Raw genomic sequence first — 13,900 nt, 5'->3', positions numbered from 1 at the left:
CGCTGCTACCGGCCCGCCCCCTGTCCCGGCAGACCGAACTCGCACCACAGCGCCTTGCCGCTGCCCCGCGGCTCCGCGCCCCAGGCGTCGGAGAGGGCTTCGACCATCATCAGGCCGCGGCCCGAGGTGGCGGTCTCGCCGGGGGTGCGGCGGCGGGGCCAGCGGCTGGAGCGGTCCTCGACCTCCAGGCGGACGCGGCGCCGGGGGCTGCCCGGGGGGCCGGCCGGCAGGAGTTCCACCGTCACCAGGGCGCCGCTGTCCGTGTGGGTCAGCGCGTTGGTGATGAGCTCGGTGGCGGCCACCTCGACGTCGTACGCGATCGAGCCCGCCCGCCACTGGTCCATCGTGCGCCGCAGCATCGCCCGTACCTCCGAGGCTCCGGACGGGTCCGCCTGGTGGACGTGGAGCCGCAGGCGCGGGGTGACGGTGGTGGTGCCGGCCGCCGGGGACCGGTGCAGCAGGACGAGGGCCATGTCGTCGTCGGAGCCTGACCGGGCCCACAACCGGTCGGAGAGCTGATCGGCCAGTGCTTCCAGTTCGGCGGGACCGTCCCGTACCGCGGCGGTCAGTGCGTCGATGCCGGCGGTGATGTCCTGGCCGGGCTGTTCGACGAGGCCGTCGGTGCACAGGAGGAGGGTGGAGTCGGGTTCCAGGAACAGCTGGGTCTCGGGAAAGTGGTCCTGGCCGAAGGCGGTGGCCAGCCCCAGCGGCAGTCCGCCGCGTACCGGATGCCAGTCCGTGTGCCGGGCCGCGTCCCAGACGAGCGGGCCCAGGTGCCCGGCGCGTGCCACGTGCAGCGCGCCGGATTCCAGATCGGCCTGCACGTAGGTGCAGGTCGCGAAGCGTTCGGTCTCCAGCTCGGCGAGGAAGCGGGAGGCACGCACGAGCACCGTCTCCGGGGAGTGGCCCTCGGTGGCGTAGGCGCGCAGGGCGATGCGGAGCTGGCCCATGACGGCCGCGGCGTGCGTGTCGTGGCCCTGGACATCGCCCACGACCAGCCCGGTCCGCCCCTGGGGCAGCGGGATGACGTCGTACCAGTCGCCGCCGATGTCCCGCCCGGTGCTCGCCGCGTGGTAGCGGACGGTGACCTCGCCACCGGCGATCTCGGGGACCCGGCGCGGCAGCATCGTGGCCTGGAGCCCGGTCGCGAACTCGCGTTCCTGGTCGAAGAGCATGGCCCGCTGGAGGGACTGGGCCACGACACCGGCCAGGGCCAGCGCCAGGTTCCGGTCCTCCGCCGAGTGCTGTTTGGGCTCGGTGTTGAACAGGCCGAGCGCCGCGATGACTCGGTCCTGCGCGACCAGCGGCAGGAAGACGGCGCTGCCGGAGGGGACCCGGTCGAGGTAGGGCCGCAGCCGCGGGTAGCGGGCCACCAGTTCGCCGCGCGAGGACAGGAACGCGGCCCGCCGCGACAGCGCGGCGTCCGACAGCGGCAACGTGTCGTCGAGGCGGGAGGCCATCATGCCCTCGGGGGTGGCGCCCGGCAGGCCCGTGACGGCGATGACCTCGAAGCGGTCGTTGTCGACCAGCCCGAGGATCAGCGCGTCGGCGCCGAAGCGCCGGGCGCCGCCCGTCCCGGTCAGGACCCGGGTCACGTCCGCGACCGACAGGGCCCGGGAGAGCGCCGCCGTGGTCTGCTGCACCATCGCGGTCTGCCGCTGCCGGTTCTCCTGGAGCGACCGCAGCAGCACGGAGTCGGCCATCTCCGTACCGGCTTCCCGGACGAGCCCGGCGATCCGGTACGGGCGGCCGTCCGCGTCCCGCAGGATGTGGCCCTGGGTGTGGGTCCACCGGGGCGCGCCGTCGCGGCAGTGGATGCGGAAGTACGCGCCGTACGAGGGCGTCCCGTCCTGGACGGCCTGGGAGATGGCCGCGTCCAGCCGGTACCCCTCTTCGGGCGGTACACGGGCGGCAAGGGCCGAGGGCTGTCCGTCGTACTCGTCCGGCCGCAGGTCGAAGACGTCCAGCGCGCAGGCGTCCAGTTCCAGCGTCCCGCGGTCCAGGTCCCAGTCGAAGGTGCCCGTGCGGTTGAGGGCGAGCCGTTCGCGCAGGTCCAGGGGGTCGGGTGGCGGGGCGGAGGGGGTGCCGTCCGGATCGGTCCCCGGCTCGGGAGCCCGGGGCGGTACGCCGCGGCGCGGGTCGTAGCGGCCGGGCGGAGTGGTGTTCCGTCCGGTCATGTCCTGCGACGCTCCTGTCCCGCGGCCGGTGTGGTCCTACGGCTGCCGGACGTGTCCCCCGCCCGGGAGCGGGGGCCGCACACCGGAGGCGCGCCGGTCCCGGCTGCCCGCCAGGCAGTCGGGACCGGCGACGCCGGGGCCACCACGCCCGCCGCTTCCCTGCGCGGCCCGCCGAAGGGGGACCATCGCAACCGGGAAGCGGCCATGCGCCCACGGTAGGACAGCGGTCCGAGATGCGCACTTTGAATGGAACGCGGGGGTATGCCGGTGACGCGGTGACGCAGCGACCGGTCAGGCCGGGGCGGGCTGCGGCCGGCGGTCCGGTGCCAGGTGTCCGCCGCGGGCCAGGGCGGCGAGGGCCGTCGCGCAGGCCAGGCCGGTCGCCGCCAGGGCGCTCCAGGTCAGCCAGCGGGCGTCGTGGCGGGCGGCGAAGTCCCACAGCGCGCCGGTGACGAGGTTGCCCACGGTGACGCCCAGACCGGAGACGGTGTTGTAGAGGCCGTAGTGGGTGGCCACCAGGCGGCCCTCGGACAGCGTGACGACGGTGTCCATCTCGAAGGGATAGACCACCGCGCTGCCCGCGGCGAGCAGCACCACGGCGGCGACGAGTGCGGCGAGGACCGCCACGGGCAGGCCGGACGAGGCGAAGGCCAGGGGGAGGAAGGCGAGCCCCATGGCGGCCAGGCCGCGCACCAGGGCCTGGCTGGGACTCCACCGGGCCTTGGCCCAGCCCGTCAGCCGGAGTTGGCCGACGACGGTGACGGCCGCCGAGACGACGAACAGGCCGCTGGTGACCAGGGTGCCCCTGGCACCGAGGGCGTCGGAGGCGGCCAGCGGCAGGGCGAGGTAGACCTGGAAGGTCAGCACGTAGGAGCCGATCATCGCCAGCGAGAACAGCAGGAAGGGCCGGTTCGAGGCGACCGCGCGCCACTGCGTGAGCACCCGCTCCCGGGTGGCCGGGGCGGTGCCGCTGCGCCGGGGAAGAGCGCGCCACTGCAACAGGGTGAGCGCGGCGAAGACGGTGGCGGCGACCGTGCACACCAGGCGGAAGTCGGCGGTCAGCAGGGCCAGGCCGACGAGCGGGCCCGCGAGCATCCCGGCCTGGTAGTAGACGTTGAAGGTGGCGAAGGCGTCCACCCGCCGCGGGCCGGCCTCGACGGCGAGGTAGGCGCGGACCGCGGGGTTGAACAGGGCGCCCGCGAAGCCGGTCGCCGCGGAGGCGGCGATCAGGGCGGGCAGGTCGTCGACCCAGCCGAGCAGGCCGAAGCCGACCGTGCGCAGCAGGCAGCCGGCCATGATGGGGATCTTGTAGCCGACCCGGTCGGCGAGGGTGCCGCCGATCAGGAACATGCCCTGCTGCGAGAAGTTGCGTACGCCCAGGACGAGGCCGACGGCCCAGGCGGCCAGGCCCAGGGTGCCGGCCAGGTGGGCGGCGAGGTACGGCATGAGCATGTAGAAGGCGAGGTTGATGGCGAACTGGTTGGCCATCAGCAGGCGGGCCGCGGGCGGAAAGGAACGGGTCTGCTGCCACAGGTGCTTCATCGGGCGACTCCCGCGGGGCTCAGGTCGTCGCGGGCGGCGGGGCGGGTCGGGTCGATGACGCGGGTGCAGCGGGTCCAGCGGGTGACGACCGGCCGGCCGGGGTCGTCGATCTCGTCGGGATCTTCGGCGGGCAACCGGTCCAGCAGCTGGTGCTCGCGGCCGTAGGCGTCGTCGAAGACGGTTCCCACGTAGCGTTGCGGGCCGTCCGGGAAGACGGCGACGATCCGTTCCTCGGCGGGCAGGGTACGGGCCAGCCAGCGGGCGACCAGGGCGACGGCGCCCACGCTCCACCCGCCGGTGGCGTAGTGGTCGCGGGCCAGGCGCCGGGCGGCCCACACGGCTTCGGGCGCGGCGACCCAGTGCACCTCGTCGAAGAGCTGGTAGGCCACGTTGCGCGGGTAGATGCTGGAGCCCAGGCCGCGCATCAGGCGGGGCGCGGCGGGCTGGCCGAAGATCGTGGAACCGGTGGTGTCGACACCGACGACCCGCAGGCGCGGGAAGAAGCCGCGCAGTACGGACGCGACACCGGCCGAGTGGCCGCCGGTCCCCACCGAGACCACCAGGGTGTCGATCCGCCCGAGCTGGGCGGTCAGTTCGTGGGCGAGCGGCGCGTAGGCGGCCACATTGTCGGGGTTGTTGTACTGGTCGGGGCACCAGGCCTCGGGATGCGCGGCCAGGAGTTCCTCGACACGGTGGCGGCGGGCCTGCTGCCAGCCACCGACCGGGTGCGGGCGGTGCACGAGGTCGACCTCGGCACCGTACGCGGTGAGCAGCCCCGTCATCAGGGGCTCCATGCCCGGGTCGGTGACGACCGTGACCGGGTGGCCGAAGGTGGCGCCGGCCAGCGCCAGGCCGAGGCCCAGGGTGCCGGAGGTGGATTCGACGATACGGGCGCCGGGCAGCAACTGCCCGCGCGCCCGCGCCTCGTGGACCATGTGCAAGGCGGTGCGGTCCTTGATGCCGCCGGGGTTGTGGCCTTCGAGCTTGGCCCAGAATCCCCGCCCGGGAGCGGTGAAGGGCTCGCCGATCCACAGGACAGGAGTGTCTCCGACGAGCCCGGCGGGGGTGTGCATCGGGCGCCGGGCACCGGCCAGCAGCTGGGCCGGGGAGACGGGCACGGGAGTGCGGGTGAGCTGGTTCATGGCGTGTTCCTCCTGCGACCGGTGCCGTGCGGCGGCGACCGGCCGTGCGTCGGGGAAAGGCGGATCTGCTCACTGGCCGCGCCGGGACACCGGCGCGGCCTCCGGAGCGGTCAGGTCCGCCACACGCCGAGGCGGGCCCGCTCCTGCCCGGCCGCCGTGCGGCCGGGGTACGCGGGCGGCGACCGGTCGGCCGGCACGCCGTCCGGCTCGGCTTCGGCGAAGCCGGCCGGCACCGGGCCGGGAACCGACGGCGGGGGAGAAGCGATCTGCCGTGTCGGCTGCAGCGTCGGGCTGTCCGGCCCCGAGCAGAGCTCGGCGCTGTCGTGCCCGTGCAGCGCGTGGGAAGCGGCGGCGTCCGTGAGCTGTACGGGCGCGCCCGCGCAGTCGAAGGCGGCTGCCGCGACGGGAGTGTCGACCTGCCCGCCACCCGCCGGACCCGGCCCGTGCGCGCAGATCAGCACATGCGCCAGGGCAGCGAGCAGTACCAGGATCACCGCTCCGGTCCGGGACACGGAGCAGTCGGGCGGTACCGCACGGTCGGGCGTCATCGGCGGCAACAGTAATCGTTCATGGGCGGGAAAGGTGCGGCAGGCGCGAGATATGGCCGATGCCGGCGGTGCCGCTACCCGGTTGCGCCGGAGACGGTGACCACCGGGCATGCGGGGCGAAAGGGGCGTTTCGTCAGGAACTCCCGCCATGACTCCCGGACGCGGCCCGATGACGTGCCGAGACCCCTCACTTCACCCCGACCCCCGCCCCGGCTCCGGCCCCGGCCCCCGCCGCCACCGGCCGGGCGGTCCGGGTCCGGTGGGCGAGCCGGGCCTTCTTCGTGGCGATGTCGACCGTGTACGCGTCGATCGTCATCGCGCCGCCCCCCGCCTTCAGCACCATGAACCCGTGCCGGGAGAAGTCCTGCCAGGCGGCGGGGTGGGTGAAGTGCGCCTTGCCGTCGCCCGTCTTGGCGGCGGCGCCGCAGACGAGCTGCCGGGTGCCGCGGGTGCGGTCGGTGGGCTCCAGGATCTGCAGGGTGTGGTCGTGCCCGGACATGATCAGGTCGGCGCGGCCGCACACCACCTCCTCGTACAGCTTCTTGAGGTGGATGCCGCTGGTGTAGTTGCCGATCATGAAGCCGTCGTACGAACCGGCGCTGCCGTGCTTGCCGTTGTTCAGGTACGGGTGGTGGCCCAGCACCACCTTCCAGCGCGCGCGGGAGGCGGTCAGCGCGGCGTCCAGCCAGCGGCGCTGCTCGCGCATGTACGGGCCGTTCCAGTAGTAGTGCGGGTCGGTCTGCGCGACGTAGGAGGCGACCGGGTTGGTGTCGAGCGCGAAGAACTCGACGAGCGGCTCTCCTCGGGAGCCGTCTGCCGGGAGGGCGACGTTGTAGTAGCGGGCCGGCATGTACCAGCGGCGGGACGTGGCGGCGTACGCGACCTCGCGGTCACCGCGGGACGGGTCGCCGCCGCTGCCCGGAATCAGCCCCGAACAGTCGTGGTTGCCCAGCACCATCAGCCAAGGCACGTCGATACCGGTGTTGGGCCGCTCGAACTTCTCCGCGAACTCCGAGTCGTCGTCGGACTCCGGGCCGTTCTCGTAGATGTTGTCCCCGAGGCCGACCGCCAGCCCGACGTGTTCGGCGCGGCAGACCTCCGCGGCCGCCGCCGTGACCGCGTACTGCTCCGCCGCGCCCGTCCCGGCGTCACCGGTGATCAGGACGGCGTACTCGCCGGCGGGACCCGGCGCGGACGGGAGCGGGAACCGCCCCGGTGCGCCTGCCCGCGGCGCGGCGACCGCGGCCTGCTGCGCCCCGAACGGCAGCGCGGCCAGCGCCGCTCCCGCCATCGCCCCGCCCAGCAGCGTCCGCCGGTGCACACCGCGCGCCGGGGCCGGCGCGTCCGGCGGGCCGGCCGGTACGGCGGCGTCGGCGGGGCCGGGGCCGGCCGTCCGCGCCCACTGGTCCTCGGTCAGGTCCGCCCGCGGCGGTATCAGCTCGTCGTCGCACATGGCTGGTTTCTCTCACGGGCCGCGGGGCAACTGGTGACGGAGCCATGAACGCCGTGTGGACGTATGGGGAGTAGGGCGTGGCGTGGCTCCGGCGACTCCGGAGCCGGGGGGTGGGGACGCGCCCCCACCGGCACTCCGGTCAGCGGTCGCGGCGGGCCAGCCGGCGCAGCGTCCGGCCGCAGTGCCGGGCGTACAGGCGCTGGAACACCGGCACCACCGGTCCCGCCAGCCGGGTGTACCAGCGGCCCGGCACGCTGAAGGCCGTCATCGTGAACCACACCGCGCCGTCCTCCCGCATCTCGACCACGAACGACTCCTCGCCGCGCTGCGGGTGGCCGGCCAGCGTGCCGTACGCGAAGCCGATGCGCTCGCTCTCGTACTCGCTCCACACCACCCGGCACGGTGCCCACAGCCGTGCGGGGCCGAGCCCCAGCGCGCACTCCACCCGGACGCCGGGTGCGGCCTCCGGCGCCGAGGCCCGTACCCGTACGCCCGCCGCGCGGTGCATCCGGAAGGACGTGACCGCGTGGCCCGCGGCTTCGAGGACCGCGCGGCCGTGGCCGAGGTAGGTGGCCTCGTGCAGATGGCGGTATCCGCCGGGCAGCGGACGGCGGCGGGTGGCGCCTTCCTCGGCGTAGTTGAAGGGGCTGGGGGCGGCGGTGCTGCCGGTGGTCATGGGGGCCTGCTTCCTCGGGTGGCGACGGGTGCGGGTGGTGGTGGATGTGCCGGGCGGGGCGGTCGGTGGAGCGGTCACGCGGGTACGGGGGCGGCCGGAGCCGACGCGGCGGGCGCGTTCCTGAGGCGGCGCCAGGCGAGCAGCGCGCACAGGGCGAAGCCGAGCGCGTTGCCCAGGCCGTGGGTGGCCGCCATCCATGCCAGTGTGGGGTGCGGGATGCCGGTTGCCTCGCCGAGCGCCCAGCTCAGGGCGAGCAGCATGGTCGCGACGAGGACGGCGGCCGAGACGCCGAGCAGGGCCCGGGTGGTCCGGTCCGGCGCGGTGGTACGGACGTCCCGCCAGGTGACCAGGGCGACCAGCCACATGCCGGTGGTGAGGATCACCGCGCCGGCCAGTTCGGCCCAGTCGTCGACGAAGTAGCCCGCCAGGACGAACAGCGTCCCCACGGGCACGCTGAGCGCGGCGAGCGGCCCGGTCCGGCCGGGGCGTGCGGCGCGGCAGACGAGCCCGGCCACCAGGGCGGCGGCGAATCCGGCGAAGTGGAAGTGCGGCACGGTCAGCGACAGGATCTCCAGGTCGAAGCCGAACAGCCGGTGGCCCGAGCGCTCGGCGACCAGGGCGGTAGCGGCGACGGCCGGGGTGACCAGGGCCGTCAGTACGGCGATCTCGCCCGGCGCGAGGCTGCGGGTGCGGGCCAGCCGGCGCGGCGCGTACAGGGCGAGAGCGAGGGTGGCCAGTGCGTAGGCCGCGGCCAGTGCCGTGGCGGCCGGGCCGCGCGGCAGCCACAGGGCCACCGCGCCCGCCGAGGCGGCGATGGGCCAGCGGCGCCGCAGCCACCGGGTGCCCGGTTCGCCGATCAGGGCGAGGCCGGCCGGCACCACGACGAACATGCCGAGCATGACGATGAGGTCGACCAGTGCGGTCATGAGTCCCCCCAACCCGGCAGGAAGCCGGTTTGAACGCGTTCAATCCGTCACGTAGACAGTACGGGACGGGTTGAACGCGTTCAATTCCGCCCCCTCGGGGGGCGGCGGGACGTCAGCGCACCGAGCCGTCCCACTGCCACTCCGCGCGCCGCGGCAGTCCGGGGAGAGCGGCCCGGCCCGTGCGCTGGAGCAGGGTGTCGGAGGGCTCGTATCCAGGGGGAGTGGCCGGGGCGCCGGGGAAGAGGCGGGACAGGACGGCGGTGCACAGATCGCCGTCCGGAGCCCAGGTCACGCCGAGCGCCCGGGTGATGTCGTACGTGTGGAGGAGCAGTTCCGTCACGCCCATGGCGGCGAAACCGGCGGCGTCCGCATGCCCCCAGGGGTGCCAGGCGCGGACGTCGGACGGGGTGTCGCGGACCGTGGCCCCGAGCAGGCGGGACGCGATGCGCAGCCCCTCCAGACAGGCCGGGACCGGGGCCTGGGGATCGAGTGAGGCGAAGAGGGTGATGTAGCGGTCGGCGGGGCGGGCGATCAGCAGGCCCGCGTAGCCGGTCAGGCCGAGGGCGAGATGGTCGAGGGTCTCGCGGCAGGTCCAGGTGAGGCCGTCGGCGGAGCGTGACCAGTCCTGGTCAGCGCCTTCGAGGAGGGCGTCCAGGCAGGTGTCGGTGGCGGCGGCCAGCAGGCCGGGCCACGCGGCGGCGGGCGGTACCGGTGTACGGGGCGGGGCGGGCGAGGCGGTCGTGGTCACCGGGCGTCCGCCGCGCTCTTGAGGACCTCGACGACGCTCGCGTAGCTGCTGGAGCCGTGGCCCGCGGCGCGGGTCCGTTCCATGGTGGCCTTCAGCAGTCCGGGCAGCGCGGTGTCGATGCCGCGGGCCGCCGCGGCGTGCAGGAGGTGGTCGATCGCGGCGATCTGGACGTCCACGGTGGCGTCGTCACCCGGGTAGCGGCCGGCGTCCACCTGCGGTGCGTACGTGGTGAGGAAGCCGCTCACCGCGCCCAGCCAGCGGATCGCGACCGGAGTGAAGTCGGCGGCCCGGGTGCCCTCCGCGCCGACCAGCGCGGCACCGTGCAGCCAGCCGGTCAGGGCGGCCCACATCAGGCCGAGCAGCGCGGCGTCGTACAGGGACGCCAGCCCCGGGTCGGTGCCCAGGTGCAGCGGGTCGCCCAGGGCCGCGAGGGTGGTGCGGTGGGTGTCGAACACCGTGCGCCGGCCGCTGTAGAGGAACATCATCTCGGGGCTGCCGACGCCCGGGGGAGTCGTCATGACGGCGCCGTCGAGGTAGTCCGCGCCGTGCCTCCGCGCCCACGCGGCGGCCTCGGCGGCCTGCTCCGGCGAGCCGGAGGTGAGATTGACCAGCGTCTTGCCCGCCAGTGCGTCCGCCACCGGGTCGAGCACGGTGTGCAGCGCCGGATAATCCAGTACGCAGGCGATGACGAGCGGGCTCGCCGCGACGGCCTCGGCCGGCGTCGCCGCCACCACGGCCCCGTGCTCCGTCAGTGCTTCGGCCTTGTGCGGCGAACGGTTCCACACCGTCGTGGCAAGGCCCTTCGCCAGCAGCGCGGTAGCCAGCGCCGATCCCATCGATCCCAGCCCGAGCACCGTCACGGCCGCGCCTTCGGTCTGCATGTGCGTCTCCTCGTAGAGCCGTCGGCGGAACGTGCGGGCCGGCGGCGGTCGATCACGTACGGGCCACGCTCGCAGCGCCCGGCGGCCGGAACCAGTGGCAGGGCTGACGGCCGCCACCAAATTCCTGCCATGACCGGGCCGCGCCATGGGCCCGTTCCAGGTGTCTGGTGCGGCCCATATCCTTCGGGCATGAGCGCAGGAACCGTCGCGGTGGTCGTGACCGAGGAGATCGGCGTCCCGTCCTGGGACCTGTACGAACTGAGCATCCCCTGCACGGTCTTCGGCAAGCCGCAGCCCGATCTCGCCGAACCCTGGTACGACCTGCGGCTGTGCGGCACGGGCGAGCGGGACGGCGGCTCCGCGGGCGGGACCGGGCTGGCGCTGCGCACCCCGTACGGCCTGGACGACCTCGTCGGCGCGGACACGGTCGTCGTCCCCTCCGTGCCCGACCCCTGCGTGGAGGAGGGCAGGCCGCTGCCGCCGGACCTGATCGACGCCTTGCGCCGCGCCCACGACGCCGGGGCCCGCATGGTGTCCCTGTGCACCGGCGCCTTCGCGCTCGCCGAGGCAGGTCTGCTCGACGGCCGCCGCGCCACCGCCCACTGGATGCACACCGCCCAGCTCGCCGCGCGCTACCCGAAGGTGCGGGTCGACGACTCGGTGCTGTACGTGGACGACGGTGACGTGCTCACCAGCGCCGGACTGACGGCGGGCCTGGACCTCTGCCTGCACCTGGTACGGCGTGACCTGGGCGCGCACGTCGCCAACCAGCTGGCCCGCCGGATGGTCGTGCCTGCCCACCGGCCCGGCGGGCAGGCGCAGTTCGTCGACCTGTCCGTGCCCGCCACCGACGACGAGGGGCTGGCCCCCGTCCTGGCCTGGGCGCGCGCCCGCCTCGACCAGCCGCTGACGGTGGAAGACCTCGCGGAGCGCGCCGCGCTGAGTCCACGGACGTTCTACCGGCGCCTCCAGGCGGCCACCGGCACGACCCCGCTGCAATGGCTCCTCGACCAGCGTCTGGCGCGCGCCCAGAGTCTGCTGGAGTCGACGGACCTGCCGGTCGAGAAGATCGGCGAACTGAGCGGCCTCGGCACGGCGAACAACCTGCGCCACCATTTCCTCAAGCGCGTCGGGGTGTCGCCGTCCGACTACCGCCGCGCGTTTCCCCGTACGGCGCCGGAGGTGTCGCTCGCCGGCTGAGGTGCCGCTGGTCCGCTACGGGGACAACGCGCGGCGACTGAGACGCCATCGGCCCGCCGCACGTACCTACACGTCCATCGCCCCATGCCTCCCCGCCCCCGAAGCGAAGCGCTCCGCGCCCTTCATCGCGTCCGCCAGGACACTTCCTCCGTAACGGAGTTCCGCGGCCATGGCGGCCTGCTCCGGCAGGCCCTCCTGGGCCAGGAGGGAAGCGCGGTCGCTGCGCAGGCACGCCTGGGGGAAGCGGGCGATGGCGGCGGCCAGTTCCTCGGCCGCCGCGCGCGCCTGTCCGGGCGGCACAACCCGGTTGACCAGGCCCGTCCCCAGCGCCTCGGCCGCGCCGACCGGCCGCCCGGTCAGCACCATGTCCAGGGCCCGGCCGGTGCCGACGATCCGGGGCAGCCGTACCGTACCGCCGTCGATCAGCGGCACGCCCCAGCGGCGGCAGAACACCCCGAAGACCGCGTCCTCCTCGGCGACCCGCAGGTCGCACCAGAGGGCCAGCTCCAGGCCGCCCGCCACCGCGTGCCCGCCGACCGCCGCGATCACCGGCTTGTCCAGCCGCATCCGGGTGGGACCCATCGGCCCGTCGCCGTCCGCCGCGACCCGGTTGCCGCGCCCGGTGCCGATCGCCTTGAGGTCGGCGCCCGCACAGAACGTGCCGCCCTCGCCCCACAGGACCGCGACACGCGCGTCGTCGTCCGCCGCGAAGGCGCGGAACGCGTCGGCCAGTTGGCGTGCCGTGGGGCCGTCCACGGCGTTGCGCGCCTCCGGCCGGGAGAGGACGACCGTCGTCACGGGGCCGCAATGCTCGACCCGTACCGTGCGGGCCGGGCCGCCATCCGGTGCGCTGTCCGGGCCCTTGTCCGGCCCGCCGCCCGGGCCCCCGCCGGTCATCCGGCGGCCTCCGTCAGAGACTCGGGGGAAGACACGGGCCGGGCCCGCTCCAGAATCGCCGTCAGGTCAGCCGTGGTGGGCAGCGTCCCGAAGGCGTTCCCCCACTCCCCGTCGAGCCGTGAGGCGCAGAACGCGTCGGCCACCGCCGGGGCGCTGTACCGGACGAGCAGCGCGCCCTGGAAGGCGAGCGCCATCCGTTCCGCCAGCGTCCGGGCGGCGCGCTGCGCCCGCTCCGGATCGTCGAGCGTGCCGAGCATCTTGCGGATGCCCGCGACAGCGGCGTCCAGTCGCCGGTCGGCGCCCGCGGCCGCGTCCACCTCCGCGAAATACGCGTCCAGCGCGGCCGGTTCCTTGCCGAGGGCGCGCAGCACGTCCAGCGCGGCGACATTGCCGGAGCCCTCCCAGATCGACAGCAGCGGGGCCTCCCGGTAGAGCCGCGGCATGCCCGACTCCTCCACGTACCCGTTGCCGCCGAGGCACTCCAGGGCCTCCGCCGCGTGCGCGCTGCCCCGCTTGCACACCCAGTACTTGCCGACGGCCAGCCCCAGGCGGCGCAGCGCGGCCTCGCCCGCGTCCCCTGCCTGGGCCCGGTCCACGGCGGTCGCCAGCCGCAGCGCCAGCGTCGTAGCCGCCTCCGACTCGATCGCCAGATCGGCCAGGACTGCCCGCATGAGCGGCTGTTCGGACAGTGCGCGGCCGAACGCGTGGCGGTACGTGGTGTGGTGCAGGGCCTGCCGCAGCCCGGCGCGCATCCCGGCCGCCGTGCCGATCACGCAGTCCAGCCGCGTCATGTTCACCATCTCGACGATGGTCCGCACACCCCGCCCCGGCTCGCCCACCGGCCAGGCCACCGCCGCGTCGTACTCGATCTCGGAGGACGCGTTGGAGCGGTTGCCCAGTTTGTCCTTCAGACGCATCAGCCGCAGCCCGTTGCGCGTGCCGTCCGGCAGGACGCGCGGCAGCAGGAAGCAGCTCACCCCCTCGGCGGTCTGCGCCAGCGTCAGGAACACATCGCTCATCGGCGCCGAGGTGAACCACTTGTGCCCGGTGATCCGGTACGTGCCGTCGCCGGCCGGCACCGCCCGGGTGGTGTTGGCCCGGACGTCGGAGCCGCCCTGCTTCTCCGTCATCGACATGCCCGCGATCAGGCCCGCCTTGGACAGCGGGGGCCGCAGTCCGTAGTCGTACGTACGGGCCGCCAGCAGCGGTTCGTACCGCTCCGCCAGTTCCGGCGCGGAGCGCAGGGCGGGGACGGCGGCGTACGTCATGGAGACCGGGCAGCCGTGTCCCGGCTCGGCCTGCGACCAGACGTAGAACTTGGCCGCGCGCACGAGGTGGGCGCCGGGCCGGGCCTCGGCCCACGGCGCGGCGTGCAGCCCGTGCTCCACCGCCACGGTCATCAGCCGGTGCCAGGCGGGGTGGAACTCCACCTCGTCGATCCGGTGGCCGAAGCGGTCGTGGGTGCGCAGCCGGGGCGGCTGCTCCTCGGCGGCCCGGGACTGCTCCTGCACCGCTTCGGTCCCGGCGAGCGCGCCCAGCTCCCGCACCTCCGGCTCGCCCCACCCGGCGTCCGCCCGGTGCAGCGCCTCCAGCAGGGCCGGGTCGTCCGCCGTGCTGAACCCGGTGAGCGGCGGCGCCTGATTCACGACTTCGTGGGTGACGGTCATACCGTGGACGTTACAGATTTCCGACAGGCGTGGGAAGGGTGTA

The 13,900-nt window shown here is 74.6% G+C and carries 12 protein-coding genes; 1 reads left to right on the top strand and 11 read right to left on the bottom strand.

Features of this window, described 5'->3' with window-relative positions; all coding sequences use genetic code 11:
- Nucleotides 1-5: 5 nt before the first annotated feature.
- The 9 genes from OEIGOIKO_RS04860 to OEIGOIKO_RS04820 all read right to left on the bottom strand — a co-directional run bounded on the left by OEIGOIKO_RS04860 (nucleotide 6) and on the right by OEIGOIKO_RS04820 (nucleotide 10,093).
- Nucleotides 6-2,177: a SpoIIE family protein phosphatase gene (locus OEIGOIKO_RS04860; RefSeq protein ID WP_125052180.1), complete on the bottom strand. Its 2,172-nt coding sequence runs from the start codon at nucleotides 2,175-2,177 to the stop codon at nucleotides 6-8.
- A 291-nt stretch (nucleotides 2,178-2,468) separates the two neighbouring features.
- Nucleotides 2,469-3,719: an MFS transporter gene (locus tag OEIGOIKO_RS04855; RefSeq protein ID WP_125052178.1), complete on the bottom strand. Its 1,251-nt coding sequence runs from the start codon at nucleotides 3,717-3,719 to the stop codon at nucleotides 2,469-2,471.
- Nucleotides 3,716-4,861, bottom strand: coding sequence for a PLP-dependent cysteine synthase family protein (locus OEIGOIKO_RS04850; protein WP_125052176.1), 1,146 nt, complete (start codon nucleotides 4,859-4,861; stop codon nucleotides 3,716-3,718). The genes OEIGOIKO_RS04855 and OEIGOIKO_RS04850 overlap by 4 nt, the downstream gene beginning before the upstream one ends.
- A 110-nt stretch (nucleotides 4,862-4,971) precedes the next feature.
- Nucleotides 4,972-5,409 carry a hypothetical protein gene (locus OEIGOIKO_RS04845; RefSeq protein WP_125052174.1) on the bottom strand — a complete coding sequence of 146 codons (438 nt, stop codon included), beginning with the start codon at nucleotides 5,407-5,409 and terminating at the stop codon, nucleotides 4,972-4,974.
- 187 nt (nucleotides 5,410-5,596) lie between these two features.
- Nucleotides 5,597-6,862 (bottom strand): metallophosphoesterase, encoded by a 1,266-nt coding sequence (locus OEIGOIKO_RS04840; RefSeq protein ID WP_125052172.1) that lies wholly within the window; start codon nucleotides 6,860-6,862, stop codon nucleotides 5,597-5,599.
- 139 nt (nucleotides 6,863-7,001) lie between these two features.
- A complete protein-coding gene (locus OEIGOIKO_RS04835) occupies nucleotides 7,002-7,538 on the bottom strand; it encodes a DUF1990 family protein (RefSeq protein ID WP_125052170.1) in 537 nt (178 codons plus the stop codon).
- A gap of 74 nt (nucleotides 7,539-7,612) precedes the next feature.
- On the bottom strand, nucleotides 7,613-8,464 hold the full coding sequence (locus OEIGOIKO_RS04830) for a YndJ family protein (RefSeq protein ID WP_125052168.1): 852 nt from the start codon (nucleotides 8,462-8,464) through the stop codon (nucleotides 7,613-7,615).
- 112 nt (nucleotides 8,465-8,576) lie between these two features.
- A complete protein-coding gene (locus OEIGOIKO_RS04825; RefSeq protein WP_125052166.1) occupies nucleotides 8,577-9,212 on the bottom strand; it encodes a maleylpyruvate isomerase N-terminal domain-containing protein in 636 nt (211 codons plus the stop codon).
- Nucleotides 9,209-10,093, bottom strand: coding sequence for an NAD(P)-dependent oxidoreductase (locus OEIGOIKO_RS04820; RefSeq protein WP_125052164.1), 885 nt, complete (start codon nucleotides 10,091-10,093; stop codon nucleotides 9,209-9,211). Before OEIGOIKO_RS04820 ends, OEIGOIKO_RS04825 begins: the two co-directional genes overlap by 4 nt.
- A 210-nt stretch (nucleotides 10,094-10,303) precedes the next feature.
- Here OEIGOIKO_RS04820 and OEIGOIKO_RS04815 point away from each other — a divergent pair, with 210 nt between their 5' ends.
- Nucleotides 10,304-11,293: a GlxA family transcriptional regulator gene (locus tag OEIGOIKO_RS04815; RefSeq protein WP_413790153.1), complete on the top strand. Its 990-nt coding sequence runs from the start codon at nucleotides 10,304-10,306 to the stop codon at nucleotides 11,291-11,293.
- A gap of 66 nt (nucleotides 11,294-11,359) precedes the next feature.
- On the opposite strand, the gene OEIGOIKO_RS04810 is transcribed toward OEIGOIKO_RS04815, so the two are convergent.
- Both OEIGOIKO_RS04810 and OEIGOIKO_RS04805 read right to left on the bottom strand, forming a co-directional pair.
- Nucleotides 11,360-12,190 carry a crotonase/enoyl-CoA hydratase family protein gene (locus OEIGOIKO_RS04810; RefSeq protein WP_125052160.1) on the bottom strand — a complete coding sequence of 277 codons (831 nt, stop codon included), beginning with the start codon at nucleotides 12,188-12,190 and terminating at the stop codon, nucleotides 11,360-11,362.
- Nucleotides 12,187-13,857 carry an acyl-CoA dehydrogenase family protein gene (locus tag OEIGOIKO_RS04805; protein WP_125052158.1) on the bottom strand — a complete coding sequence of 557 codons (1,671 nt, stop codon included), beginning with the start codon at nucleotides 13,855-13,857 and terminating at the stop codon, nucleotides 12,187-12,189. Before OEIGOIKO_RS04805 ends, OEIGOIKO_RS04810 begins: the two co-directional genes overlap by 4 nt.
- Between the last annotated feature and the right edge of the window lie 43 nt (nucleotides 13,858-13,900).

The organism is Streptomyces paromomycinus (assembly GCF_003865155.1).
GTDB classification, from domain to species: Bacteria; Actinomycetota; Actinomycetes; order Streptomycetales; family Streptomycetaceae; genus Streptomyces; species Streptomyces chrestomyceticus.
The sequence above is the reverse complement of the archived record's forward strand: the minus strand, read 5'-3'. Positions and strand labels throughout refer to the sequence as shown.